Source organism: Blastococcus sp. SYSU D01042 (assembly GCF_054050515.1).
Genome location: NZ_JBJGZM010000010.1, coordinates 61125 through 84106, shown reverse-complemented (window position 1 = coordinate 84106; position 22982 = coordinate 61125). Strand labels below are relative to the sequence as shown.

Below are 22982 nucleotides of genomic sequence, written 5' to 3'. Positions count from 1 at the left end.
ATCAGGCTCACGTCGGACCGCCCGCCGGCACCGCCGAACTACAGTCGGGCCGTGCCGGTCCTGCCCCGCTCCTTCTCCCCCGCGACCGTCTCCCGCCTCGCGCTGGTCAACGCGGTCGCCAACGGCCTGATCGTCGTGACCGGCGGGCTGGTCCGGCTGACCGGCTCGGGGCTGGGCTGCCCGACCTGGCCGCGCTGCACCGACGAGAGCTTCGTGACGACGCCGGAGCTCGCGGGGCACGGGGCGATCGAGTTCGGCAACCGGCTGCTCACCTTCGTGCTGGCCGCGGCGGCCATCGCCACCGTCGTCGCGGTGTGGCGCTCCCCCCGCCGCGACCTCCGCGTGCTGGCCGCGCTCACCTTCCTCGGCATCCCGGCGCAGGCCGCGCTGGGCGGCGTCACCGTGCTCACCGGCCTGAACCCGTGGACGGTGGCCGCGCACTTCCTCGTCTCCGCCGTCCTGGTCGCGCTGGCGACGACGCTGTGGCTGCGGTCCCGCGAGCCGGGCGTCGGGCAGCCGTTGCTGCGCCGTCCCTTCGTGCTGCTGGTGGGCGGCATCGCCGCGGCGACCGCCGCCGTGCTGGTGATGGGCACCGTGGTCACCGGCAGCGGTCCGCACAGCGGCGACGTGCCCGACGACCCGGACGCCGCGCCGGTCCGCATGGGCTTCGACCCCGAGCTGGTCAGCCAGCTGCACGCGGACGCCGTCTTCCTGCTCCTGGGCCTGACCATCGCGCTGCTGGTCGCGCTGCACGCCACGGACTCCCCCGACCGCGTGCGCCGGGCCGCCCGCGACCTGCTCGTCGTGCAGCTGGCACAGGGCGTCGTCGGCTACGTCCAGTACTTCACCGAGCTGCCTATCGCCCTGGTGCTGCTGCACATGCTGGGCGCGGTGCTCATCACGGCCTTCACCGCGCGGCTGGTCTGGTCGGTCCGCGGCCCGGCGTCCGAGCTGCCGGTCGGCTCCTCCCCGGAGCGCGTCGCCGCCTCGCGCTGACGATGTGCGCCGCTCGGCGCGACGGTGTGCGACCAGGCCCGGTTCTGGCAGCTAGAACCGGGCTCCAGCGCACACCCTTCAGTCGTGGAAGACCAGCACGACGGCGGTCGAGCCGTCCGGTGACTCCCAACGGCCGGCGGTGACCCGCTCCCGGGAGCTGCGCGCCTCGGCCCAGGCCGGCCAGGCGTCCTCCTCGTCGTGCCAGACCATCCGCCCGCCCACGAGGTAGGTCACCACCGGTGAGCCGCCCTCGACCAGCGCCTCGACCTCGGCCGGCTCGATGCCGTTCACCCGCAGCGAGTAGGTGCGCCAGTCCAGCCCCAGCAGCTGACCCATCCGCGCGTTCGTGAGGTCGCGCCGCACGTCAGACGATGGCGTCGACGATGATCGCGACCATCAGCAGCGACAGGTACGAGATCGAGACGTGGAACAGCGACATCGAGCGGATGTCGCCCCCGCGCCTGATCCGCCCGAGCAGGCGGTGGGACTCGACGACGAACCAGCCGCCCAGCAGCACCGCGGGCACGGTGTAGCCCAGGCCGATGCCGTAGCCGGTGGCCACCGGCCAGAGCAGCAGCGAGACGGCGACGGTGGCGTAGGCCCAGGCCACCGACTGCCTGCCGACCGACAGCTCCGTGGTCACCACCGGCAGCATGGGCACGTCGGCGCGGGCGTAGTCGTCCTTGAAGCGCAGCGCCAGCGCCCAGAAGTGCGGCATCTGCCAGCAGAAGACGATCGCGAAGACCACGACGGCCGGCCAGTCCAGCGAGCCGGTGACGGCCGCCCAGCCGATGAGCACCGGGGCCGCGCCCGGGACCCCGCCCCACTCGGTGCTGCGGCGGGTGTGCCGCTTGAACACCATCGTGTACAGGACGGCGTAGTAGAAGATCGCGCCCGCCGCGAGCGCCGCCGCCAGCAGCGTGGTGGTCGCGGCCAGCAGGGCGATCGAGCTGACCGTGAGCACGATCCCGAAGACCAGCGCCGCCCGCGGGGTGACCTCGCCGGTGACCAGCGGGCGCTTCTGGGTGCGCTGCATCAGCCGGTCGATGTCGCGGTCGAAGTAGCAGTTGAAGACGTTGGCCGCGCCGGCCGCGAGCGTGCCGCCGACCAGCGTCCAGACCAGCAGCGGGAACGAGGGCCAGCCGCGGGCGGCGAGCATCATCGCGGGCACCGTTGTGACCAGCAGCAGCTCGATGATCCGCGGTTTGGTGAGGCCGACGTAGGCGAGCACCCGGGCTCGGACGGCGGCGGCGCGGCCGGTGGTCCGGCTCTCCTGGCGGGCGGTGGTGCGGCGCTCGGACAGCGCGGTCACCGGGTGCCCTCGAGCGCGGCGGCGCGCGGGCAGCAGGGCACCAAGGTGTCCCTTCGAGAACGAGGATGTGAACTCGGGCCACTGTAGCCGGGCCGCCGCCCCGGGCCCCTCCCGGTGGAGGCGCGGATGACTAGGGTTGATCACGTTGTTGCTGCGTGCGCAGCGGGTAGGGCCGACGTCGACGACGCCGTCCGCGCGCCCCGGACCAGTGCGGATCCCGGGACGAGCGCCGGCCGCAGGACAGGACCCCGGTCGCACAGCAGAGCGCCAGAACCCCGAGGGAGCAGCCAGCACATGACGCAGAGCACCGGGTCCGAAGCGCCCGCCGAGGCCGCGACGGACTCCCCGACCGGGTCCCCGGCCCAGCCCAACCCGACCCTCCCCGAGGGATTCGGCGATCTGGACCGCCGCGCGATCGACACCGCGCGCATCCTCGCGATGGACGCCGTCCAGAAGGTCGGCAACGGCCACCCCGGGACGGCGATGAGCATGGCGCCGACGGCCTACCTGCTGTTCCAGAAGTGGCTGCGCCACGACCCGGCCGACCCGAACTGGGTCGCCCGCGACCGCTTCGTCCTCTCCATGGGGCACTCCAGCCTGACGCTCTACGTGCAGCTCTACCTCTCCGGCTACGGCATGGAGCTCGACGACCTGAAGGCGCTGCGCACGTGGGGCTCGCAGACCCCCGGCCACCCCGAGGTCAACCACACCCCCGGTGTCGAGACGACGACGGGCCCGCTGGGCCAGGGCGTCGGCAACGCCGTCGGCATGGCGATGGCCGCGCGCCGCGAGCGCGGGCTGCTCGACCCCGACGCCCCCGAGGGCGAGAGCCTCTTCGACCACACCATCTGGGCCTTCTGCTCCGACGGCGACCTGGAGGAGGGCGTCAGCGCCGAGGCGTCGTCCCTGGCCGGCACGCAGCAGCTGGGCAACCTGGTCCTGGTCTACGACGACAACCGCATCTCCATCGAGGACGACACGACCGTCGCCTTCACCGAGGACGTCGGCAAGCGCTACGAGGCCTACGGCTGGCACGTCCAGCACGTCGACGACGGCGAGGACCTCGCCGCGCTGGACGCCGCGTTCGCCGCCGCCAAGGCCGAGACGCAGCGCCCGTCGATCATCGTGCTGCGGACCATCATCGGCTGGCCCGCCCCGAACAAGCAGAACACCGGCGCCGCGCACGGGTCCGCGCTGGGCGAGGACGAGGTGCGCGCCACCAAGGAGGTCCTGGGCTTCGACCCGGAGCAGACCTTCGAGGTCGCCCCCGAGGTCATCGAGCACGCGCGGAAGGTCGCCGAGCGCGGCCGGGAGGCGCACGCCGCCTGGCAGGAGCGCTTCGCCGCCTGGCAGCAGGGCGACGCCGAGGCCGCCGCGCTGCTGGAGCGGATGACCACCCGCACGCTCCCCGAGGGCTGGGCGGAGAAGCTGCCGAGCTGGGACGCCGACCCCAAGGGCGTGGCCACCCGCAAGGCCTCCGGCGAGGTGCTCGCGGCCCTCTACCCGGAGCTCCCCGAGCTCTGGGGCGGTTCGGCCGACCTGGCGGAGAGCAACAACACCGCGGTCAAGGGCGAACCGTCGTTCCTGCCCGCGAGCCGCCAGACCAAGATGTGGAGCGGCGGCCCCTACGGCCGCACCCTGCACTTCGGTGTCCGCGAGCACGCCATGGGCGCGGTCATGAACGGCATCGCGCTGCACGGCGGCACCCGCGTCTACGGCGGCACGTTCCTCACCTTCTCCGACTACATGCGCGGCGCCGTCCGGCTGGCGGCGCTCATGCAGCTGCCGGTCACCTACGTCTGGACGCACGACTCGATCGGTCTGGGCGAGGACGGCCCGACCCACCAGCCGATCGAGCACTTCGCCGCGCTGCGGGCCATCCCGGGGCTGGACGTCGTCCGCCCCGCGGACGCCAACGAGGTGGCCGTCGCCTGGCGGACCGTGCTGGAGAACAACGACCGCCCGGCCGGCCTGCTGCTGTCGCGGCAGAACCTGCCGGTGTTCGACCGCGGCGAGTTCGGCTCGGCCGAGGGCACCGCGCGCGGCGCCTACGTGCTCGCCGAGGCCTCGAGCGGCACCCCCGAGGTGATCCTCCTGGGCACCGGCTCCGAGGTGCAGATCGCCGTCGCCGCCCGCGAGCAGCTGGAGGCCGACGGCGTCCCGACCCGGGTGGTCTCGGTGCCGTGCGTCGAGTGGTTCGCCGAGCAGGACGCCGCCTACAAGGACGAGGTGCTCCCGCCCTCGGTCCGCGCGCGGGTCAGCGTGGAGGCCGGCGTGCCGATGGGCTGGCGCGAGTTCGTGGGTGACGCCGGCCGGATCGTCGGCCTGACGCACTACGGCGCGAGCGCCGCCTACTCGGTGCTGTACGAGAAGTTCGGCCTCACCCACGAGGCGGTCGTGGCCGCGGCCCGCGAGAGCATCGCGGCGGCCGCCTCCGGGAACGCCGTGCCCGCCGGGCCGGTTGCAGCGACCGGGGGCCTCCCCCACCCCACCGGCGACCGCTAGGCAGTCCCGGGCTCCAGCAGGAAGGCATCTCATGACCAAGAACGAGAACCTCGCCGAACTGAGCTCCGCCGGAGTCGCGGTCTGGCTCGACGACCTCTCCCGCGACCGCATCCGCAGCGGCAACCTGCAGGCGCTGGTCGACGAGCACTCCGTCGTCGGCGTCACCACCAACCCGACGATCTTCGCGGCGGCGATCAGCGGGTCGGAGTCCTACGACGACCAGCTGCACGCCCTCGCCGTCCGGTCGGTGAGCGTGGAGGAGGCACTGCGGACGATCACCGCTGCCGACGTCCGCGACGCGTGCGACCTGCTCGCCCCGGTCGCCGAGCGGCAGCCGGGTGACGGCCGGGTCAGCCTGGAGGTCGCCCCCGGTCTGGCGCACGACACCGACGCCACCGCGGCCGAGGCCGCCCACCTGTGGTGGCTGGTGGACCGGCCGAACCTGTTCATCAAGATCCCGGCGACGGAGGCCGGGCTGCCGGCGATCCAGACGTCGATCTCCCGCGGCATCAGCGTCAACGTCACGCTGATCTTCAGCCCCGACCGCTACCGCAAGGTCATGGACGCCTACCTGTCCGGCCTCGAGCAGCGGCTGGCCGACGAGCCCGGCGCGGACCTGTCGGGCATCGCCTCGGTCGCCTCCTTCTTCGTGTCGCGCGTGGACACCGAGATCGACAAGCGGCTGGACGCGGCGGGCGCGGACGCCTCGCTGAAGAGCAAGGCCGGCGTGGCCAACGCGCAGCTCGCCTACCAGGCCTACGAGGAGGTCTTCTCCTCCGACCGCTGGAAGGCGCTCGAGGCCAAGGGCGCCCGCCCGCAGCGCCCGCTCTGGGCCTCCACCGGGGTGAAGAACCCCGAGCTGCCCGACACCCTCTACATCAGCGAGCTCATCGCCCCCGGCACCGTGAACACGATGCCGGAGAAGACCCTGATGGCCTACGCCGACCACGGCACCCCTGGCACGCCGGTGCAGAAGGCCTACGAGGAGGCGGCGGGCGTCATGCAGGCCGTCGCCGACGCCGGGGTCGACCTCGACGACGTCTTCCGGGTGCTGGAGGACGAGGGCGTGCAGAAGTTCGTCGACTCCTGGGACGAGCTGACCGGGTCGGTCCGCACCCAGCTGGAGGACAAGAAGTGACTCTCGAGGTCACCGTCCACGGGCTGGAGGTCCCCGCCGACGTCCGCAGCCGGCTCACCGCCGACGACGTCGCCCCGCGGCTGGCCCGCAAGGACGCCACCCTGTGGGGCCCGGCCGCGGAGAGCGAGGCCGCCGTCCGGCTGGGCTGGCTCGACCTGCCCACGTCCTCGCGCGGGCTCGTCGAGCAGCTGGCCGAGCTGCGCGCGCAGCTGCAGGCCGAGGGCCTGGACCGCGTCGTGCTCTGCGGCATGGGGGGCTCGTCGCTGGCCCCGGAGGTCATCTGCCGCACCGCGGGCGTGCCGCTGGTCGTCCTCGACACCACCGACCCCGGCCAGGTCGCCGCGGCGATGACCGACCTCGAGCGCACCGTCGTGGTGGTCAGCTCCAAGTCCGGCGGCACCGTCGAGACCGACAGCCAGCGGCGCGCCTTCGAGGCCGCGTTCGCCGCGGCCGGGCTGGACGCCGGGCAGATCGGGGCGCGCTTCGTCGTCGTCACCGATCCGGGCTCGCCGCTGGCCGAGGTGGCGGCCGGGATGGGCGCCCGCGCCGTCTTCCTCGCCGACCCGACCGTCGGGGGCCGGTACAGCGCGCTGTCGGCCTTCGGGCTGGTCCCCTCCGCGCTGGCGGGTGCCGACGTCGGCGCCCTGCTGGACGAGGCGGAGGCGCTGGCCGAGCAGCTCACCAAGCCCGACAACCCGGCCTTCGAGCTGGGCGTCGTCCTCGGCGGGGCCGCCGTGCAGGGCCGGGACAAGCTCGCCCTCGCCGACGCGCCGCACGGCTCCGCGACCGCCATCGCGGGCTTCGGCGACTGGGCCGAGCAGCTCATCGCCGAGTCCACCGGCAAGGAGGGGCGCGGCATCCTGCCCGTCGTCCTCGAGTCGGAGGTCGCGCCCGGCGCGACCGGCCCGGACACCGTGCTCGCCGTCGTCGGTGCCGACGCCCCGGGCGAGGGCCCGGCGCTGAGCGTCACCGGACCGCTGGGCGCGCAGTTCCTCGGCTGGGAGTACGCGACTGCGGTCGCGGGACGGGTGCTGGGCATCAACCCCTTCGACCAGCCCAACGTGACCGAGAGCAAGGAGAACACCCGGGCGATCCTCCACTCGGGCCTCCCCGACGAGCCCCCCGCCGCGACCATCGGCGCGATCGAGGTCCGCGGCAGCGGGGGTGTTCTGGACGGCGTGGACCTGAGCGCCCTGGACGGCGTCTCGCTGGCCCTCGACGCGGTGCTCGCCGCCGTGCCCGAAGGCGGGTACCTGGCGGTCATGGCCTACCTGGACCGGCTGGCCGACGCCAGCGCCGCCGACCTGCGCTCCGGGCTGGCCGAGCGCAGCGAGCACGCCGTCACCTTCGGCTGGGGGCCACGCTTCCTGCACTCGACCGGCCAGTACCACAAGGGCGGTCCGCACGCGGGGGCGTTCCTGCAGATCACCGGCGTGGTCGCCGAGGACCTCTCCATCCCCGACCGGCCCTACACCTTCGGCGGCCTCCAGGCGGCGCAGGCCGGCGGCGACCGCAAGGCCCTGGCCGACCGGGGCCGGCCGCTGCTGCACCTGCACCTGACCGACCGGGCGGCCGGCATCGGCCAGCTCCTCGCCGCCCTCGCCTGACCCGACTCCCATGCGCAGCGCAGCCCCCGAGAACGAGGACGGCCGATGATCTCCAACCCGCTGCGCGATCCGCGCGACCGGCGCCTGCCCCGGGTCCCTGAGCCCTGCGCCCTCGTGGTGTTCGGCATCACCGGGGACCTCGCCCGCAAGAAGCTGCTGCCCGCGGTGTACGACCTGGCCAACCGCGGCCTGCTGCCGACCAACTTCGCGCTGCTCGGCTTCGCCCGCCGCGACTGGGGTGACACCGAGTTCGCCGAGCTCGCTCGCGACGCCGCCCGCCAGCACGCGCGCACGCCCTGGCGCGAGGAGGTGTGGGAGCGGCTGGCCGGCAGCGTGCACTTCGTGCAGGGCTCGTTCGACGACGACGACGCCTTCGACGAGCTGGCCTCCGCGCTGCGCGAGCTGGAGGGCAGCCACGGCATCGGCGGCAACGCCGCGTTCTACCTGTCCATCCCGCCCGCGATGTTCCCCACGGTGCTCAAGCAGATGCAGCGCACCGGGATGGCCGAGACCACGCCCGAGCGCTGGCGGCGGGTCGTCGTCGAGAAGCCCTTCGGCACCGACCTGCCCTCCAGCCGCGCGCTCAACGAGCTGGTCGACTCGGTGTTCGGCGCCGACGACGTCTTCCGCATCGACCACTACCTGGGCAAGGAGACCGTCCAGAACCTGATGGCGCTGCGGTTCGCCAACACGCTGTTCGAGCCGGTCTGGAACGGCCACCACGTCGACTCGGTGCAGATCACCATGGCCGAGGACGTCGGCATCGGCGGCCGGGCCGGCTTCTACGAGGAGACCGGCGCCGCCCGCGACGTCCTGCAGAACCACCTGCTCCAGCTGCTGGCGCTGACCGCGATGGAGGAGCCGGTCGAGTTCTCCGCCGAGCAGATCCGGATCGAGAAGCTCAAGGTGCTGCGCGCCATCTCGCTGCCCGACGACCTGCACACCTTCGCGGTCCGCGGGCAGTACGAGCCGGGCTGGCTCGCCGGTGAGCGCGCCAAGGGCTACCGCGACGAGGAGGGCGTCGACCCGGCGTCGACCACCGAGACCTACGCCGCCGTGCGCCTGGGCGTCGAGACCCGGCGCTGGGCCGGGGTGCCGTTCTACCTGCGCACCGGCAAGCGGCTGCCCCGCCGGGTCACCGAGATCGCCCTGGTGTTCAAGCGCGCGCCGCACCTGCCCTTCGCCGACACCGACACCGAGGAGCTGGGCAACAACCAGCTCGTCGTGCGGGTGCAGCCGGACGAGGGCGTCACGCTGAAGTTCGGCTCCAAGGTGCCCGGCAGCGTGATGGAGGTCCGCGACGTCTCGATGGACTTCCTCTACGGCGAGCAGTTCACCGAGTCCTCCCCCGAGGCCTACGAGCGGCTGCTGCTCGACGTGCTGCTCGGCGACGCGACGCTGTTCCCGCGCAACGCGGAGGTGGAGGCGTCCTGGGCGGTGATCGACCCGCTCGAGGAGTTCTGGGCCGGGTCCGAGCCCTTCCCCTACCGCGCCGGCGAGTGGGGCCCGCGCGCGGCCGACGAGATGCTCGCCGCCGAGAACCGCCAGTGGCGGCGACCGTGACCACCACCCCCGGAGCTCAGGAGGAGGCACCGTGACCACGCTGTGGGACACCACCGGCTCGGCGGTGGTCAAGGAGCTGGCCGCCCAGCGGCGGACCGGAGGCGCCGTCCTGTCGGGCGTCGCGCTCACCCTCGTGGTCGTCGCCGACGAGGCGCGGGTGACCGAGGCCGAGGAGGCCGCCACGCACGCGGCGGAGATGCACCCCTGCCGGGTGCTCATCGTCGTCCGCCGGCAGGTCGAGGCTCCGGTACCGCGGCTGGACGCCGAGGTGCAGATCGGTGGGCGGCTGGGCCCCGGCGAGGCGGTCGTGCTGCGCATGTACGGCCGGCTGGCCCTGCACGCGGAGTCCGTCGTCCTCCCGCTGCTGGCCGCCGACGCCCCGGTCGTCGCCTGGTGGCACGGCCCGGCCCCCGAGCAGCTGGCCACCGACGCGCTCGCCGTCATCGCCGACCGCCGGATCACCGACAGCGCGCTGGGCCAGGACCCGCGCGCCGCGCTGCGCCTCCGGGCGCAGGACTACGTACCCGGCGACACCGACCTGACCTGGACGCGCAGCACCGCCTGGCGGGCCGTGCTCGCCTCGACCGTCGACTCGGTCGCCGGCCGGCGGGGCGACGGCGTCCGCATCACCGGCGGGCGCATCGAGGGCGATCCGCGCAACGCCACCGCGCAGCTGCTGGCCGGCTGGATCTCCTCCCGCTCCGGGTGCGACGTGGAGGTCGCCGACGGCTCCCGGCACGCCGGCCCCAGCGGCGTGGAGTCGGTCGTGCTGCAGCTGGACCAGGACGAGGAGGTCCGGGTCACCGCCGACCACCGCGGCGGAGCGGTCATCTCCCAGCCGAACCGTCCGGACGGCACCGTCGCCCTCCCGGCCCGTGCGCTCGGCGACCTGCTCAGCGAGGAGCTGCGCCGGCTCGATCCCGACGAGCCCTACAGCGACGCGCTCGAGACGGCGACCGGGCTCACCGGGCTCGGCGAGCGCCCCGCGGAGCGCGACCACGTGTGGGTCGACCCGGCCGACGAGGCCGAGCTGCACGCCGGGCGGAGCAGCTCGTGAGCCCCGCCCCCGACGTCGTCATCGAGCCCGACGCCGACCGGCTCGCCCGCGCGGCCGCCGAGGCGCTGGTCGCCCGGCTCGCCGCCGCGCAGGCGGTGCGCGGGACGGCGTCGGTCGTGCTCACCGGCGGGACGATCGGCATCGACGTCCTCGAGCGGGTGGCCGGCCTCGCGGCCGAGCCGGTCCGCGAGACCGTGGACTGGACGGCGGTCGACGTGTGGTGGGGCGACGAGCGCTTCGTCCCCGCGGACGACGACGAGCGCAACGAGAAGGCCGCCCGCCGGGCGCTGCTGGACGTCGTGGGCGTGCCCGCCGAGCGGGTGCACGCCATGCCCCCCTCGGACGGCGACTTCGCCGAACCGGAGGACGCCGCCGCCTGGTACGCCGAGCAGCTCGCGGCCGCCGCCGACGACGGCCCCGTGCCGCACTTCGACCTGCTGCTGCTCGGGATGGGCCCCGAGGGGCACACGGCCTCGATCTTCCCCGACTCCCCCGCCGTCGACGACGAGCGGCCGGCCTTCGCCGTGCGCGACTGCCCCAAGCCGCCCCCGACCCGGGTCAGCCTGGGCTTCGGCGCCATCGCCGCGGCCGACGAGGTGTGGGTCGTGGTGGCCGGCGAGGGCAAGGCCGAGGCGGTCGCCCGGGCGCTGGGCGGCGCCGAGCCGCGGGAGCTGCCCGCGGCGGGCGTGCACGGCCGCCGGGCGACGAGGTGGTTGCTCGACGCCGCCGCGGCGAGCAAGCTGCCCGGCACGCCGGGCTGACCCTTCCCGGCCACGACCCTCCGGGGAGGCCGGGATGCGCACCGACGACCGGGACCTGCTGCACGACGTCCGGCCGGGCGACCGCTGGCTCGCCGTCGTGGCCCATCCCGACGACGAGTCCTTCGGCTGCGGGTCGGTGCTGGCCCACGCCGCCACGTCCGGCGCCGAGGTGACCGTGCTCTGCTCCACCCGGGGCGAGGCCGGTGAGGTCACCCCGGGCACCGTCGGCCCGGACCTCGGCGCCGTCCGCGAGGCCGAGCTGCGCCGCGCCGCCGTCCGCCTGGGCGTCGCGTCGGTCGAGCTCCTGGGGCACCGGGATTCCGGCTTCGACGGCCCGCCGGACCCCCGCTCGCTGTGCGCCGTGCCCGCGGACGTGCTCGCCGCGGAGGTCGGGGCGGTCCTGGACCGGCACCGGCCCGACGTGGTCGTCGTCCTGGACGGCAGCGACGGGCACCGGGACCATCTGCACGTGCGCGCGGCGGTCACGGCCGCGCTCGCCGGTGCGCGGCGGCCGGCGCTCTACGAGCACTGCCTGCCCAACAGCCTGATGCGCCGGTGGCTGGACGAGATGCGCCGGGTGCGCCCCGACACGGCCTACCACTCCCTCGACCCGGCGGTGCTCGGCCGACCCGACGCGGAGATCACCGACGTCCTCGACGTCCGCGGCGTCCTGGACCGCCGGGAGGCGGCCATCGCCGAGCACCGGTCGCAGACCTCACCGTTCGAGGGCCTCGGCCCCGCCCTCCGGACGGCCTTCCTGACCGAGGACCACCTCGTCCGCGTGCGCCCGGACCGCGACGGGGCGTGACGGCGGGCCGTCCACGCCCGTTCCCGGGCGAGGGGTCGCCCTCCCGCGGCGCGGACCGGCCCACCCTGGCGGTCGGCACGGGCTCCGGCAGGGGCCCCGGCACCCGGAGGAGCACCCGCTCATGACCTCGACCGAGCAGCGCACAGCACCGGCCGTACCGGCGCCCCGAACCGGCTCGCCGGACGACCGGCCGGCGGCGCGCACGACGGACCCGGAGCCCTGGCGGACGACACCGCGCGCGCGGCCGCGCACCGAGTACTGGGACGTGACCGGCGCGCGCTGGGTCTCCGCGCCGCGGGGCTGAGCCCGGGGGCTCAGGCTCCGCGGCGGGCCCGCAGCCGGGTCAGCGCCTCCTCGAGGAGGGCGTCGCCGTCGGCGTCGGTGCGCCGCTCGCGCACGTAGGCGAGGTGGGTCTTGTAGGGCTCGTTGCGCGGCGCCGGCGGCGGGTTGGTCTGGTCCTGCCCGGCGGGCAGCCCGCAGCGCGGGCAGTCCCACAGCTCCGGCACGTCGGCGTCGCTGGCGAAGGCGATGCGCGTCTCGTGCCCGTTGGCGCACCAGAACGGCAGCCGGTGCCGGGGAGCGGTCTCGCCGCGCTCCGCCTCGCCCACCGGCCCTGCGCCGACCCTGCTGCCCCGGATCGCGTTGCCACCAGCCACGAGCGCTCCCTGAAGTCCGACCCGAACGTGTGGCAGGTCACCACCGCGCGGTGAGTCTAGGGCCTCTAGGGGCCTTCCCCGGTCACGATTCGCACGCGATCGAGGACGAGGCGACGACCGCTATCCGACCTTGACCAGCAGGCCCAGCGCGACGATGCAGACGGTCCAGATGAGCGCGGTGAAGATCGTCAGCCGGTTCAGGTTCTTCTCGACCACCGACGACCCGGACAGCGATGCCGAGGCCGCACCGCCGAACATGGAGGACAGGCCGCCGCCCTTGCCCCGGTGCAGCAGGATGAGCACCACGAGCAGCGTGCTGGTGATCACCAGCAGCACGTTCAGGACGACCTCCATCAGAACCTCTCCACGCTCATGACCGGCGCCGGGCGCCGGTTCCCGTGCACGAGGGTAGCCGACCCCCGCGCCGTCCCCCGGGACGGCCGCGTCACCGGACGCCGGCCGTGGCGAGGTCGTAGCCGGCGTAGGGGCGCATGACGACCCCGTTGCGCAGCCGTTGACCGGCGACGAGCTGGACGCGGGGCTCGGCCAGCGGCACGTAGCCGGCGGTCTGCTCGGCCGCGGCAGCCACGGCCAGCCAGGCCTCGCGCGCGCCGTCGCCGCTGCCGGCCGCGCGCGCGGCGTCGACCAGCGCGTCGATCTCGGGGCTGTCCAGCCGGGCGTAGTTGGTGTTGCCCACCGAGCGGATGCCGCGGCTGTCCACCAGCGGCGCCAGCAGCGACTCCGCCGTCGGGAAGTCCGGGGTGGTCGTGGCCAGCACCAGGCCGTAGCCCTCGGCGGCCACGATGTCGGGGTTGCCGACGTCGGTCGCGTAGAAGGTGGCCGGGTCCAGCGGCCGCACCTCGACCTGGATGCCGATCTCGGCCAGCTCGGCGGCGACGACCTCGGCCACCTCCACGCTCGCCGGCACGTCGGCGACGGCCAGCACCGTCGCGAAGCCCTCGGGCTGGCCGCAGTCCTCCAGGTGAGCGCGCGCGGCGTCGAGGTCGGGCGAGGCCCCGTGGTCCTCCGGCCCGCCGCCCAGGGCCCGCGTCCAGAGCCGCGACGTCGTCACAGCGTTGCGCGCGCCGCCCAGCGCCTCCTGCACCGCTTCCCGGTCGACGGCGGCGGCCACCGCCGCGCGGCAGGCGGGGATGCCGAAGGGCGGTACGTCGGTGGGCAGCGCGAGCAGCCGGAGCGCGCCGCCGGTGACGTCGTCGACCCGGTCGCGCAGCTCCTCGCCGTCCTCGGACTCCAGCCGGGCGAGCGTCGGGGGCTGCGCTCCGGAGCCCGAGATGTCGATGTCGGCCGACCCGGCCAGCAACGCCTGGTCACGCTCCACGCCCGACAGCCCGGTGCGGACGACCACCCGGTCGGGCAGTGCCGTGCGGACCTCGTCGGTCGCCGGGTCCCACTGGGGGTTGCGGTCCAGCTGGATGCCGGTCGCGGTGTCGACGGAGGTGATCGCGTAGGGCCCGGAGGAGACGGGGTCGATCCCGTAGTCACCGGCGGTGTCGGCCTCGATCGGGACCGGGCTGCTCGACGGCAGCGCCAGCACCTGCAGCAGCTGGGCCGATGGCGCCTGCAGCCGGAAGACGATGGTCCGGTCGTCCGGGGTGCCGATCGAGGCGAGGCCCAGCTTGTCGGGCGCCTCGTCCAGGTACGGGCCGGCATACGGGTTGGCCGGGTCGTCCAGCAGGTCGACGACGTAGGTCGGGCCGCCGACGACGGCCTCGGCGGCGAAGGTGCGCTCGATGCCGTACTTGACGTCGCGCGAGGTGATGGGGCGGCCGTCCTCGAACCGCACCCCCTCGCGGAGGGTGAACGTCCAGCTCAGCCCGTCCTCCGACGGGGTGCCCAGGTCGGTGGCCAGGTCCGGGACGAGCTCGTGGGTGCGCCCCGGCTCCGAGGACCAGGTGACCAGGGTGCGGGTGTAGAGCCGCATCAGGTTCCACGCGCCGGGCTGGTAGGAGCGCTGCGGGTCGAGGCTGTCGAGCACCGGGGCCACCACCCGGAGGGTGCCGCCGGAGGCGTCCGAGGGAGCCCGGACGCCGTCGACGCCGGCGTCGGGCTCCCCCTCGGCGACCGGTACGTCGGCGCGGCCGGCACCCCCGCCCAGGCAGCTGACGGCGAGGACGAGCACGACGACGAGCAGCACCGCCCCCGCGGCCGCCAGCCGTGCCTGCCGCCCCTGCGCCCAGGTCGGCAGGCGCCGGGTGAGCCGTTCGAGCGTCTCGTTCACGACGTTGCTGTCCCGCCCCCGGTTGTGCGGCCGGCGGCGGTCAGCGAGGGCTAGCTGACGCCGGCGGCGGTCCGACAGATCTGCGCGAACTCGTCGGCGTCCAGGCTGGCGCCGCCGACGAGGGCACCGTCGATGTCCGGCCCGGCCAGGATCCCGGCCGTGTTCGCGGCCTTCACCGACCCGCCGTAGAGGATACGGACGCTCGCGGCCGCCTCCGGTCCGAATCGCTCGGCGAGCCACGACCGGATGGCCCCGCAGACCTCCTGGGCGTCGTCGGGGGTCGCGACCTCGCCGGTGCCGATGGCCCACACCGGCTCGTAGGCGACGACGATCCCGGCGACCTGCTCGGGGGTGAGCCCGTCCAGCGACGTGGCGCCCTGGTCGGTCACGTACTCGACGTGCCCGCCCGACCGGCGGATCTCCAGGTTCTCCCCCACGCACACGATGGGCGTGATGCCGTGGCGGAGCGCCGCCTGCGCCTTCACCGCGACCAGCGAGTCCTCCTCGCCGTGGTACTGCCGGCGCTCGGAGTGCCCGACGGTCACGTAGCTGCAGCCCAGCGCCGCGAGCATCCCGCCGCTGACCTCGCCGGTGTAGGCGCCGGAGTCGTGGAAGGAGACGTCCTGGGCGCCGTAGCCGACGGCGAGCTTGTCGCCGGTCACGAGCGTCTGCACGCTGCGCAGCGCGGTGAACGGCGGCAGGACGACGACCTCGGCGGTGTCCAGGGCGCGCTCGGGCACCGAGAACGCCAGCTTCTGCACCAGGCCGATCGCCTCGAGGTGCGTCATGTGCATCTTCCAGTTGCCGGCGATCAGCGTGCGCCGGTCGCCGTTCTGGAAGGGGCCGAGGCCCGGCGCATGCTCCTTGCGCGCCATCACCGGGCCGTCCCGTCCGCGAGCACCGCGAGGCCCGGCAGCTCCCGGCCCTCCAGGTACTCCAGCGACGCACCGCCACCGGTGCTGATGTGGCCGTAGGCGGCCTCGTCCAGGCCCAGCTGCCGGACCGCCGCGGCGGAGTCCCCACCGCCGACGACCGACAGGCCGTCCACGGCGGCCACGGCCTGCGCCACGCCCCGCGTGCCGGCCTGGAAGGGGGCCAGCTCGAAGACGCCCATCGGCCCGTTCCAGAAGACGGTGCGCGCGGCGCCGAGCTCGGTCCCGAACACCTCGACGGTGCGCGGGCCCACGTCCAGGCCCATGAGCCCGTCGGGGATCTCCTCGACCGGGACGACGCTGGTCTCCGCGTCGGCGCTGAACGCCGTCGCGGCCACGACGTCGACCGGCAGCACGATGCGGTCACCCGCCGCGGCGAGCAGCCGCCGGCAGGTGTCGACCTGCTCGGCCTCGAGCAGCGAGCCGCCCACGCCGTGACCCTGCGCGGCCAGGAACGTGAAGCACATCCCGCCGCCGACCAGCAGCCGGTCGACCTTGGGCAGCAGCGCCTCGATGACGGCCAGCTTGTCGCTCACCTTCGACCCGCCGAGGACGACGACGTAGGGCCGCTCCGGCTCGGTGGTCAGCCGGGTGAGCACGTCGAGCTCGCGGGCGACCAGCCGGCCGGCGGCGTGCGGCAGCCGCTGGGCGACGTCGAACACCGAGGCGTGCTTCCGGTGCACCGCACCGAAGGCGTCGTCGACGTAGAGGTCGGCGAGCGCGGCGAACCGGTCGGCCAGCTCGCCCCGCTCGGCGTCGTCCTTGCTCGTCTCGGCGGCCTCGAAGCGGACGTTCTCCAGCAGCAGCACCTCGCCGTCGGCCAGGGCCCCCGCCTTCGCGCGGGCGTCCTCGCCGGCGACGTCGGCAGCCAGCGGCACCGTCGTCCCCAGCAGCTCGCCCAGCCGCGCCGCCACCGGCGCGAGGGAGAACTGCGGGTCCGGCGTGCCCTTGGGCCGGCCGAGGTGCGCGGCCACGACCACCCGCGCGCCGGCGTCCCGCAGGGCCTGCAGCGTGGGCAGGCTCGCGCGGATGCGGCCGTCATCCGAGATGACCGGCGATCGCGTCGTGTGATCGAGCGGGACGTTCAGGTCGGCGCGCAGGAGCACGCGCCGACCGGAGACGCCCTCGGCGATGAGGTCGTCGACGGAGCGCATCAGAGCTTCGAGCCCACCAGCGCGGTGAGGTCGACGAGGCGGTTGGAGTAGCCCCACTCGTTGTCGTACCAGCCGAGCACCTTGGCCATCGGGCCGAAGACCTTGGTCAGCTTCGCGTCGTAGATGCACGACGACGGGTCGGTGACGATGTCGGAGGAGACGATCTCGTCGGAGGTGTAGGTGAGGTACTTGCCGAGCGGGCCGGCCGCGGCCTCGCGGTAGGCGGCGTCGATCTCCTCGGCCGTCGCCTCGCGCTTGAGCTGCACGGTGAGGTCGGTCGCTGAACCGGTCGGGACGGGCACGCGGATGGCGTAGCCGTCCAGCTTCCCCTTGAGCTCGGGCAGCACCAGGCCGATGGCCTTGGCCGCACCGGTGGAGGTCGGCACCATGTTCAGCGCGGCGCCGCGGGCCCGGCGGAGGTCCTTGTGCGGGCCGTCCTGCAGGTTCTGGTCGGCCGTGTAGGCGTGGATCGTGGTCATCAGGCCACGCTCGATGCCGAAGGCGTCGTTGAGGACCTTGGCCAGCGGGGCCAGGCAGTTGGTGGTGCAGGACGCGTTGCTGATGACGGTCTGCGAGCCGTCGTACAGCTCGTCGTTGACGCCCATGACGATCGTGATGTCGTCGTCGGTGGCCGGCGCGGAGATGATGACCTTCTTGGCGCCACCGGCGTCGACGTGCTTGCGGGCGTCGGCGGCCTTGGTGAAGAAGCCGGTCGACTCGACGACGACGTCGACGCCGAGGTCGGCCCACGGCAGGTTCGCCGGGTCGCGCTCGGAGAGCACCTTCATCTTGGTGCCGCCGATGGTGATGCCGTCGCCGTCGGCCGAGACGTCCTGCGGCAGGCGGCCCAGGATGCTGTCGTACTTGAGCAGGTGGGCCAGGGCCTCGTTGCTCGTGAGGTCGTTGACCGCCACGATCTCGATGTCCTGACCGCTGGCGGCGGCCGCCCGCCAGAAGTTGCGGCCGATCCGGCCGAATCCGTTGATGCCTACCCGGACCGTCACTGCAGACCTCCACGTCGAGTTCGCGCTGGCGCGCCACCGGGCCGCGCGCACGCGCGACCTCGCTGGGGCTGACCTTATCGGCCGGGCCCTCCGGGGGCTCGCGGTCGCCCGCCCGCCCCCCGCTACTGGGTGAGCATGTCGTCGGTGACGACGGACTCCGTGTCGGGGATGCCGAGGTCCTTCGCGCGCTTGTCGGCCATCGCCAGCAGACGCCGTATGCGCCCGGCGACGGCGTCCTTGGTCATCGGCGGGTCGGCGCGCTGGCCGAGCTCTTCCAGCGAGGCCTGGCCGAACTCCAGCCGCAGCCGGCCGGCGACGAGCAGGTGCTCGGGGGCGTCCCCGGCCAGGATCTCCATCGCCCGCTCGACCCGGGCGCTGGCGGCCACGGCCGCGCGCGCCGAGCGGCGCAGGTTGGCGTCGTCGAAGTTGGCCAGCCGGTTCGCCGTCGCCCGGACCTCGCGGCGCATCCGCCGCTCCTCCCAGGCCATGACGGCGTCGTGGGCGCCCATGCGGGTGAGCAGCGCGCTGATCGCGTCGCCGTCGCGGACCACGACCCGGTCGGCGCCGCGCACCTCGCGGGCCTTCGCGGCGATGCCGAGCCGGCGGGCGGCGCCGACGAGCGCCATGGCGGCCTCGGGGCCCGGGCAGGTCACCTCGAGCGAGGAGGACCGGCCGGGCTCGGTGAGCGAACCGTGGGCGAGGAAGGCCCCGCGCCAGGCCGCCTCGGCGTCGTTGATGCTGCCGGACACCACCGCGGGCGGCAGGCCGCGGACCGGGCGGCCCCGCTGGTCGACCAGACCGGTCTGCCGGGCCAGGCCCTCCCCGTGCTTGGCGATGCGGACGAGGTACCGCACGCCGCGGCGGATGTTGCCACCGGCGAGCACGCTCACCCCGCTCGTGTAGCCGTACACCTCGCTGATGTCGCGCCGCAGCCGCCGGGCGACGGAGCCGGTGTCGAGCTCGGCCTCGATGACCACCCGCCCACCCACGATGTGCAGGCCGCCCGAGAAACGCAGCAGCGCCGTGACCTCCGCCTTGCGCTCGGAGGTCTTCGTGCACTCCACCCTCGAGAGCTCGTCCTTCACCATGGCGGTCATCGCCACGTCGTCCACCCCCACGCAGCCACGACGTCCACGGTCGTCCCCCGGGTTGTCGCCATCAGCGGCGTCCCCTCTTCCCCCTCGTACCGGCCGGTCCCGAACGTTCCGGTACCCGGCCGGAGACCTCTACTCGTCTCAGCGCAGACCGACCACGGAGGCCAGGGCTGCCGACAGGCGCACGGGATCGTGCCGTGGCCCACCGTCGGGTTCCGCGACGGGCGCCAGCACGAGCTCGGCGCCGCACGAGCGCACCGCAGACAGGAGACCACGGCGGTCAACCACCGAGTCGGCGTCGGCGATGACGCTGTGCAACGGCACCCCGCCCAGATGGGCCTGCAGAACGCTCACGTGCTCCTCCGGCGAGAAACCATCCGTCTCCCCAGGCTGCGGCTCCAGGTTCAGCACCACGACCACCTTGGCCGCCGCCGCGGTCAGGGCCGACCGCAGCTGCGGCACCAGCAGGTGCGGCAGCACCGAGGTGTACCAGGAACCCGGGCCCAGCGAGACCACGTCGGCCCCGGCGATCGCCTCCAGCACCGCCGGGTTGACCGGCGGGTCGTCCGGCGAGAGCCGGATCTGGCGGACCCGCCCGGGCGTGGTGGCGATGGCCACCTGGCCGCGGATGGTCCGCGACCGCGTGCGGTCCTCCAGGTCGACCCGTTCCACCTGCGCGATCAGGTCCAGCGGCACGTCGGCCATCGGCAGCACCCGGCCGCTGCAGCCCAGCATCGCGGCCAGCTCGTCGAGCGCCCGCACGGTGTCCCCGCCGTGCAGCTCGACCAGACCGGTCAGCAGCAGGTTGCCCACCGAGTGCCCGGCCAGCCCCCCGGTGCCGCCGAGCCGGTGCTGCAGCAGGGCGGCCAGGCCCTGCTCCCGCTCGCTCCCCCCGGCCAGCGCGGCCAGCGCCATGCGCAGGTCCCCGGGCGGCAGGACGGGCAGCTCGCGGCGGATCCGCCCGGAGGAGCCGCCGTCGTCGGCCACGGTGACCACGGCGGTCACGTCGGAGGTCAGCCGGCGCCAGGCGGCCAGCGCGGCGGCCAGCCCGTGCCCCCCGCCGAACGCCACCACCCGGGGCGCCGGAGCGCCCGGGCCGGGTCCGGTGCCCACTACTCGCGGCCCAGGTCGCGGTGGCGGGCGACCGCGGCGATGCCGTCGGCGGTCAGCCGTCGCGCGAACTCCTCGGCGATGGCCACGCTGCGGTGCTTGCCGCCGGTGCAGCCGACCGCCAGCGTGAGGTAGCGCTTGCCCTCGCGCCGGTAGCCGGGCACCAGCAGCCGCAGCACCTCGGTGTACCGGTCGAGGAACTCCGCGGCGTCCTCCTGGCCGAGCACGTACTCCCGGACGCCGGGGTCCTTGCCGGTGAAGGGGCGCAGCTCCGGGATCCAGTGCGGGTTGGGCAGGAAGCGGGCGTCGACCACCAGGTCGGCGTCCAGCGGCACGCCGTACTTGAAGCCGAAGCTCATCACCGTCGCGGTCAGGGGCGGCGTCTGGCCCTCGCGGGCGAACGCGTTCTCCAGCGTCGCGCGCAGCTGGTGCACGTTGAGGTCGCTGGTGTCGACCCACAGGTCGGCCTCGCCCGCGATGCCGGTCAGCAGGTTGCGCTCGGCGGTGATGCCGTCGACGAGGGTGCCGTTGCCCTGCAGCGGGTGCTCGCGGCGGTTGGACTCGTAGCGCCGCACGAGGACCTCGTCGCGGGCGTGCACGTAGAGGACCCGCGGCCGGTGGCCGGCCTCGGACAGCACCCGGATCGCGTCCTGCAGGTCGCTGCTGAAGGCCCGGCTGCGGACGTCGACGACGGCGGCGAACCGACGCAGGTCGCCGCGGGCGCCGAGCTCGACCATGGGCAGCAGGAGCGCCGGCGGCAGGTTGTCCACGACGTACCAGCCGAGGTCCTCGAGCACCCGGCCGGCGCTGTTCTTGCCCGCTCCGGACAGGCCGGTGACGACGACCACCTCGAGCGGCTGCGTCTCGGTCGTGGTGCCGTCGAGGCCGGGGACGCCCGCGGTCGACGGCCCAGGCCCCGGGAAACCCCCCGGCGCGCTGGTCGAGGGATCGCTCACGAGGCCACCCGGCCGACCTCGGCGGTGCGCCCGGCGTCGGCCCGGGGCGTGCCGCGCTCGGCGGGGCCCGCCGGGGCCGTCGTGGTCTCGACGGCCGGGTCGGCGTCGGCCGCCGCGCCCGCGGGGTCGGCCGGCTCGGCGATCGCGGCCTGCACCGCCTCCGCCGTGCGCCGGCCGATGCCCGGGACGGCCATGAGCTCCTCCACGGTTGCGGCGCGCAGCCGCTTGAGCGATCCGAACTCCTTCATCAGCGCCTTCCGCCGTGTCCCACCGAGCCCGGGGACGTCGTCCAACAGGGAGACCAGCATCGTCGTCGACCGCTTCTGCCGGTGGTAGGTGATCGCGAACCGGTGAGCTTCGTCGCGCACCCGCTGCAGCAGGTAGAGCGCCTCGGAGGTGCGCGGCAGGATCACCGGGTCGCTCTCACCGGGCAGCCACACCTCCTCCATGCGCTTGGCCAGCCCGCAGACCGCGACGTCGACGACGCCCAGCTCCTCCAGCGACCGGGCGGCGGCGGCGACCTGCGGGGCGCCGCCGTCGACGACGAGGAGGTTGGGCGGGTAGGCGAAGCGCCGCGGCCGGCCCTCCTCCGCCGCGACCCCCTGCTCGTCGCGGCGGTCCTGCTCCTCCTTGACGTGCCGGGCGAACCGGCGGCGCACGACCTCGGCCATGGCGGCGGTGTCGTCGGTTCCGTTCGTGACGGAGAAGCGGCGGTAGTCGGACTTCTTGGCCAGGCCGTCCTCGAAGACCACCATGCTGGCCACGACGTTCGTGCCCTGCACGTGGCTGACGTCCATGCACTCGATCCGCAGCGGCGCGTCGGGCAGCTCGAGGGCCTCCTGCAGCTCGCTCAGCGCCAGCGACCGGGCGGTGAGGTCGCTGGAGCGCTTCACCCGGTGCCGCGCGAAGGACTCCTTCGCGTTGCGCTCGACGGTCTCCATGAGGGCGCGCTTGTCACCGCGCTGCGGGACGCGCAGGGAGACCTTGCCGCCGCGCAGCTCCTCGAGCAGCTCGACGTAGACCTCGGCCTCGTCGGGCAGCTCGGGCACGAGCACCTCGCGGGGCACGGCCTCCCCCGCCTCGCCGACGCCGGTCTGCTCGTCCACCCCGCCGTAGACCTGCAGGAGGAACTGCTCCACCAGCTGCCCGGTCGTGACCTCCTCGACCTTGTCCACGATCCAGCCGCGCTGGCCGCGCACCCGCCCGCCGCGGACGTGGAAGACCTGGACGGCGGCCTCGAGCTCGTCCTGCGCGAAGGCCACGACGTCGGCGTCGGTCCCGTCACCGAGCACGACGGCCTGCTTCTCCATCGCCCGGCGGACCGCACCGAGGTCGTCGCGCAGCCGCGCGGCCTTCTCGTACTCCATCGCCTCGGCGGCCTCGGCCATCTCCCGCTCGAGGCGCTTGATCATCACGTCGGTGCGGCCGGCCATGAAGTCGCAGAACTCGTCGACGATGGCGCGGTGCTCGTCGGCGCTGACCCGGCCGACGCAGGGCGCGGCGCACTTGCCGATGTAGCCGAGCAGGCAGGGCCGGCCGATCTGCCCGGCGCGCTTGAAGACGCCGTTCGAGCAGGTGCGGGCCGGGAAGACGCGGGTGAGCGTGTCGAGGGTCTCGCGGATCGCCCAGGCGTGGGCGTAGGGCCCGAAGTAGCGGACGCCCTTCTTCTTGGGCCCGCGCATGACCTGCAGCCGGGGGTACTCCTCGTTCAGCGTCACGGCCAGCGACGGGTAGCTCTTGTCGTCGCGGTAGCGGACGTTGAACCGGGGGTCGAACTCCTTGATCCAGTTGTACTCGAGCTGGAGGGCCTCGACCTCGGTGCCGACGACGGTCCACTCGACGGCCGCGGCGGTGGTGACCATCTGCCGGGTGCGCGGGTGCAGGCCGGCGACGTCGGCGAAGTAGCTGTTCAGCCGCTGGCGGAGGCTCTTGGCCTTGCCCACGTAGATGACCCGGCCGGCCGGGTCGCGGAACTTGTAGACCCCGGGGCTCTCGGGGATGGAGCCGACCGCCGGGCGGTACGTGGAGGGGTCGGCCATGGGTCCAGGTTAGGTCGGAGGGGTGACACGCCGCCCGGGGCGGTACCCGTC

Annotated in this window: 21 protein-coding genes; 9 read left to right on the top strand and 12 right to left on the bottom strand. The window is 74.3% G+C overall.

Going from position 1 to position 22982, the window contains the following annotated elements; all coding sequences use genetic code 11:
• Window positions 1–51: 51 nt before the first annotated feature.
• Complete coding sequence (locus tag ACI79H_RS17040) at window positions 52–996, top strand: COX15/CtaA family protein (RefSeq protein WP_456555600.1); 945 nt, start codon at window positions 52–54, stop codon at window positions 994–996.
• A 78-nt stretch (window positions 997–1074) separates the two neighbouring features.
• Here ACI79H_RS17040 and ACI79H_RS17035 read toward each other — a convergent pair whose 3' ends face one another.
• Together ACI79H_RS17035 and ACI79H_RS17030 are read right to left on the bottom strand one after the other, a co-directional pair.
• Window positions 1075–1332 carry a hypothetical protein gene (locus tag ACI79H_RS17035; RefSeq protein WP_456555599.1) on the bottom strand — a complete coding sequence of 86 codons (258 nt, stop codon included), beginning with the start codon at window positions 1330–1332 and terminating at the stop codon, window positions 1075–1077.
• Between the two features lie 28 nt (window positions 1333–1360).
• Window positions 1361–2308: a heme o synthase gene (locus ACI79H_RS17030; RefSeq protein ID WP_456555598.1), complete on the bottom strand. Its 948-nt coding sequence runs from the start codon at window positions 2306–2308 to the stop codon at window positions 1361–1363.
• A gap of 294 nt (window positions 2309–2602) precedes the next feature.
• On the opposite strand from ACI79H_RS17030, the gene tkt reads away from it, so the two are divergent.
• From tkt to ACI79H_RS16990, 8 genes are all read left to right on the top strand, one after another.
• A complete protein-coding gene (tkt, locus tag ACI79H_RS17025; RefSeq protein ID WP_456555597.1) occupies window positions 2603–4813 on the top strand; it encodes a transketolase in 2211 nt (736 codons plus the stop codon).
• Between the two features lie 31 nt (window positions 4814–4844).
• On the top strand, window positions 4845–5951 hold the full coding sequence (gene tal / locus ACI79H_RS17020) for a transaldolase (protein WP_456555596.1): 1107 nt from the start codon (window positions 4845–4847) through the stop codon (window positions 5949–5951).
• Complete coding sequence (locus ACI79H_RS17015) at window positions 5948–7558, top strand: glucose-6-phosphate isomerase (RefSeq protein WP_456555595.1); 1611 nt, start codon at window positions 5948–5950, stop codon at window positions 7556–7558. The genes tal and ACI79H_RS17015 overlap by 4 nt, the downstream gene beginning before the upstream one ends.
• A 45-nt stretch (window positions 7559–7603) precedes the next feature.
• Window positions 7604–9121 carry a glucose-6-phosphate dehydrogenase gene (gene zwf / locus ACI79H_RS17010; RefSeq protein ID WP_456555594.1) on the top strand — a complete coding sequence of 506 codons (1518 nt, stop codon included), beginning with the start codon at window positions 7604–7606 and terminating at the stop codon, window positions 9119–9121.
• A 31-nt stretch (window positions 9122–9152) separates the two neighbouring features.
• A complete protein-coding gene (locus ACI79H_RS17005) occupies window positions 9153–10178 on the top strand; it encodes a glucose-6-phosphate dehydrogenase assembly protein OpcA (RefSeq protein ID WP_456555593.1) in 1026 nt (341 codons plus the stop codon).
• Complete coding sequence (gene pgl / locus ACI79H_RS17000; protein WP_456555592.1) at window positions 10175–10939, top strand: 6-phosphogluconolactonase; 765 nt, start codon at window positions 10175–10177, stop codon at window positions 10937–10939. The genes ACI79H_RS17005 and pgl overlap by 4 nt, the downstream gene beginning before the upstream one ends.
• A gap of 34 nt (window positions 10940–10973) precedes the next feature.
• Entirely contained in the window at window positions 10974–11747 is a 774-nt protein-coding gene (locus tag ACI79H_RS16995; protein WP_456555591.1) for a PIG-L deacetylase family protein, read from the top strand.
• Between the two features lie 121 nt (window positions 11748–11868).
• Window positions 11869–12051, top strand: coding sequence for a hypothetical protein (locus ACI79H_RS16990; protein ID WP_456555590.1), 183 nt, complete (start codon window positions 11869–11871; stop codon window positions 12049–12051).
• 10 nt (window positions 12052–12061) lie between these two features.
• Here ACI79H_RS16990 and ACI79H_RS16985 read toward each other — a convergent pair whose 3' ends face one another.
• The 10 genes from ACI79H_RS16985 to uvrC form a co-directional block, all read right to left on the bottom strand.
• On the bottom strand, window positions 12062–12403 hold the full coding sequence (locus ACI79H_RS16985) for an RNA polymerase-binding protein RbpA (protein WP_456555589.1): 342 nt from the start codon (window positions 12401–12403) through the stop codon (window positions 12062–12064).
• Between the two features lie 120 nt (window positions 12404–12523).
• Window positions 12524–12757, bottom strand: a complete 234-nt coding sequence (secG, locus tag ACI79H_RS16980; RefSeq protein WP_456555588.1) for a preprotein translocase subunit SecG — start codon at window positions 12755–12757, stop codon at window positions 12524–12526.
• Between the two features lie 91 nt (window positions 12758–12848).
• Window positions 12849–14642, bottom strand: coding sequence for an ABC transporter substrate-binding protein (locus ACI79H_RS16975; RefSeq protein ID WP_456555587.1), 1794 nt, complete (start codon window positions 14640–14642; stop codon window positions 12849–12851).
• A gap of 50 nt (window positions 14643–14692) precedes the next feature.
• Window positions 14693–15517 carry a triose-phosphate isomerase gene (tpiA, locus tag ACI79H_RS16970; RefSeq protein WP_456555586.1) on the bottom strand — a complete coding sequence of 275 codons (825 nt, stop codon included), beginning with the start codon at window positions 15515–15517 and terminating at the stop codon, window positions 14693–14695.
• Entirely contained in the window at window positions 15517–16728 is a 1212-nt protein-coding gene (locus tag ACI79H_RS16965) for a phosphoglycerate kinase (RefSeq protein ID WP_456555585.1), read from the bottom strand. Before ACI79H_RS16965 ends, tpiA begins: the two co-directional genes overlap by 1 nt.
• On the bottom strand, window positions 16728–17732 hold the full coding sequence (gene gap / locus ACI79H_RS16960; RefSeq protein ID WP_456555584.1) for a type I glyceraldehyde-3-phosphate dehydrogenase: 1005 nt from the start codon (window positions 17730–17732) through the stop codon (window positions 16728–16730). The genes ACI79H_RS16965 and gap overlap by 1 nt, the downstream gene beginning before the upstream one ends.
• A gap of 122 nt (window positions 17733–17854) precedes the next feature.
• Window positions 17855–18829, bottom strand: coding sequence for a DNA-binding protein WhiA (gene whiA / locus ACI79H_RS16955; protein WP_207147040.1), 975 nt, complete (start codon window positions 18827–18829; stop codon window positions 17855–17857).
• Window positions 18830–18967: 138 nt separating this feature from the next.
• The gene (locus ACI79H_RS16950; protein WP_456555583.1) at window positions 18968–19939 is read right to left on the bottom strand and encodes a gluconeogenesis factor YvcK family protein; all 972 of its coding nucleotides are present in this window, start codon (window positions 19937–19939) and stop codon (window positions 18968–18970) included.
• Complete coding sequence (rapZ, locus tag ACI79H_RS16945; protein WP_456555582.1) at window positions 19939–20892, bottom strand: RNase adapter RapZ; 954 nt, start codon at window positions 20890–20892, stop codon at window positions 19939–19941. Before rapZ ends, ACI79H_RS16950 begins: the two co-directional genes overlap by 1 nt.
• On the bottom strand, window positions 20889–22931 hold the full coding sequence (uvrC, locus tag ACI79H_RS16940) for an excinuclease ABC subunit UvrC (RefSeq protein ID WP_456555581.1): 2043 nt from the start codon (window positions 22929–22931) through the stop codon (window positions 20889–20891). Before uvrC ends, rapZ begins: the two co-directional genes overlap by 4 nt.
• Window positions 22932–22982 lie beyond the last annotated feature (51 nt).

Excerpts from the sequence above, each read along its gene's own strand:
- ACI79H_RS17035 (WP_456555599.1), bottom strand. The coding sequence starts at position 1,332 with ATGGGTCAGCTGCTGGGGCTGGACTGGCGCACCTACTCGCTGCGGGTG.
- tkt (WP_456555597.1), top strand. The coding sequence starts at position 2,603 with ATGACGCAGAGCACCGGGTCCGAAGCGCCCGCCGAGGCCGCGACGGAC.
- tal (WP_456555596.1), top strand. The coding sequence starts at position 4,845 with ATGACCAAGAACGAGAACCTCGCCGAACTGAGCTCCGCCGGAGTCGCG.
- zwf (WP_456555594.1), top strand. The coding sequence starts at position 7,604 with ATGATCTCCAACCCGCTGCGCGATCCGCGCGACCGGCGCCTGCCCCGG.
- ACI79H_RS16995 (WP_456555591.1), top strand. The coding sequence starts at position 10,974 with ATGCGCACCGACGACCGGGACCTGCTGCACGACGTCCGGCCGGGCGAC.
- ACI79H_RS16990 (WP_456555590.1), top strand. The coding sequence starts at position 11,869 with ATGACCTCGACCGAGCAGCGCACAGCACCGGCCGTACCGGCGCCCCGA.
- secG (WP_456555588.1), bottom strand. The coding sequence starts at position 12,757 with ATGGAGGTCGTCCTGAACGTGCTGCTGGTGATCACCAGCACGCTGCTC.
- tpiA (WP_456555586.1), bottom strand. The coding sequence starts at position 15,517 with ATGGCGCGCAAGGAGCATGCGCCGGGCCTCGGCCCCTTCCAGAACGGC.
- ACI79H_RS16965 (WP_456555585.1), bottom strand. The coding sequence starts at position 16,728 with ATGCGCTCCGTCGACGACCTCATCGCCGAGGGCGTCTCCGGTCGGCGC.
- whiA (WP_207147040.1), bottom strand. The coding sequence starts at position 18,829 with ATGACCGCCATGGTGAAGGACGAGCTCTCGAGGGTGGAGTGCACGAAG.
- uvrC (WP_456555581.1), bottom strand. The coding sequence starts at position 22,931 with ATGGCCGACCCCTCCACGTACCGCCCGGCGGTCGGCTCCATCCCCGAG.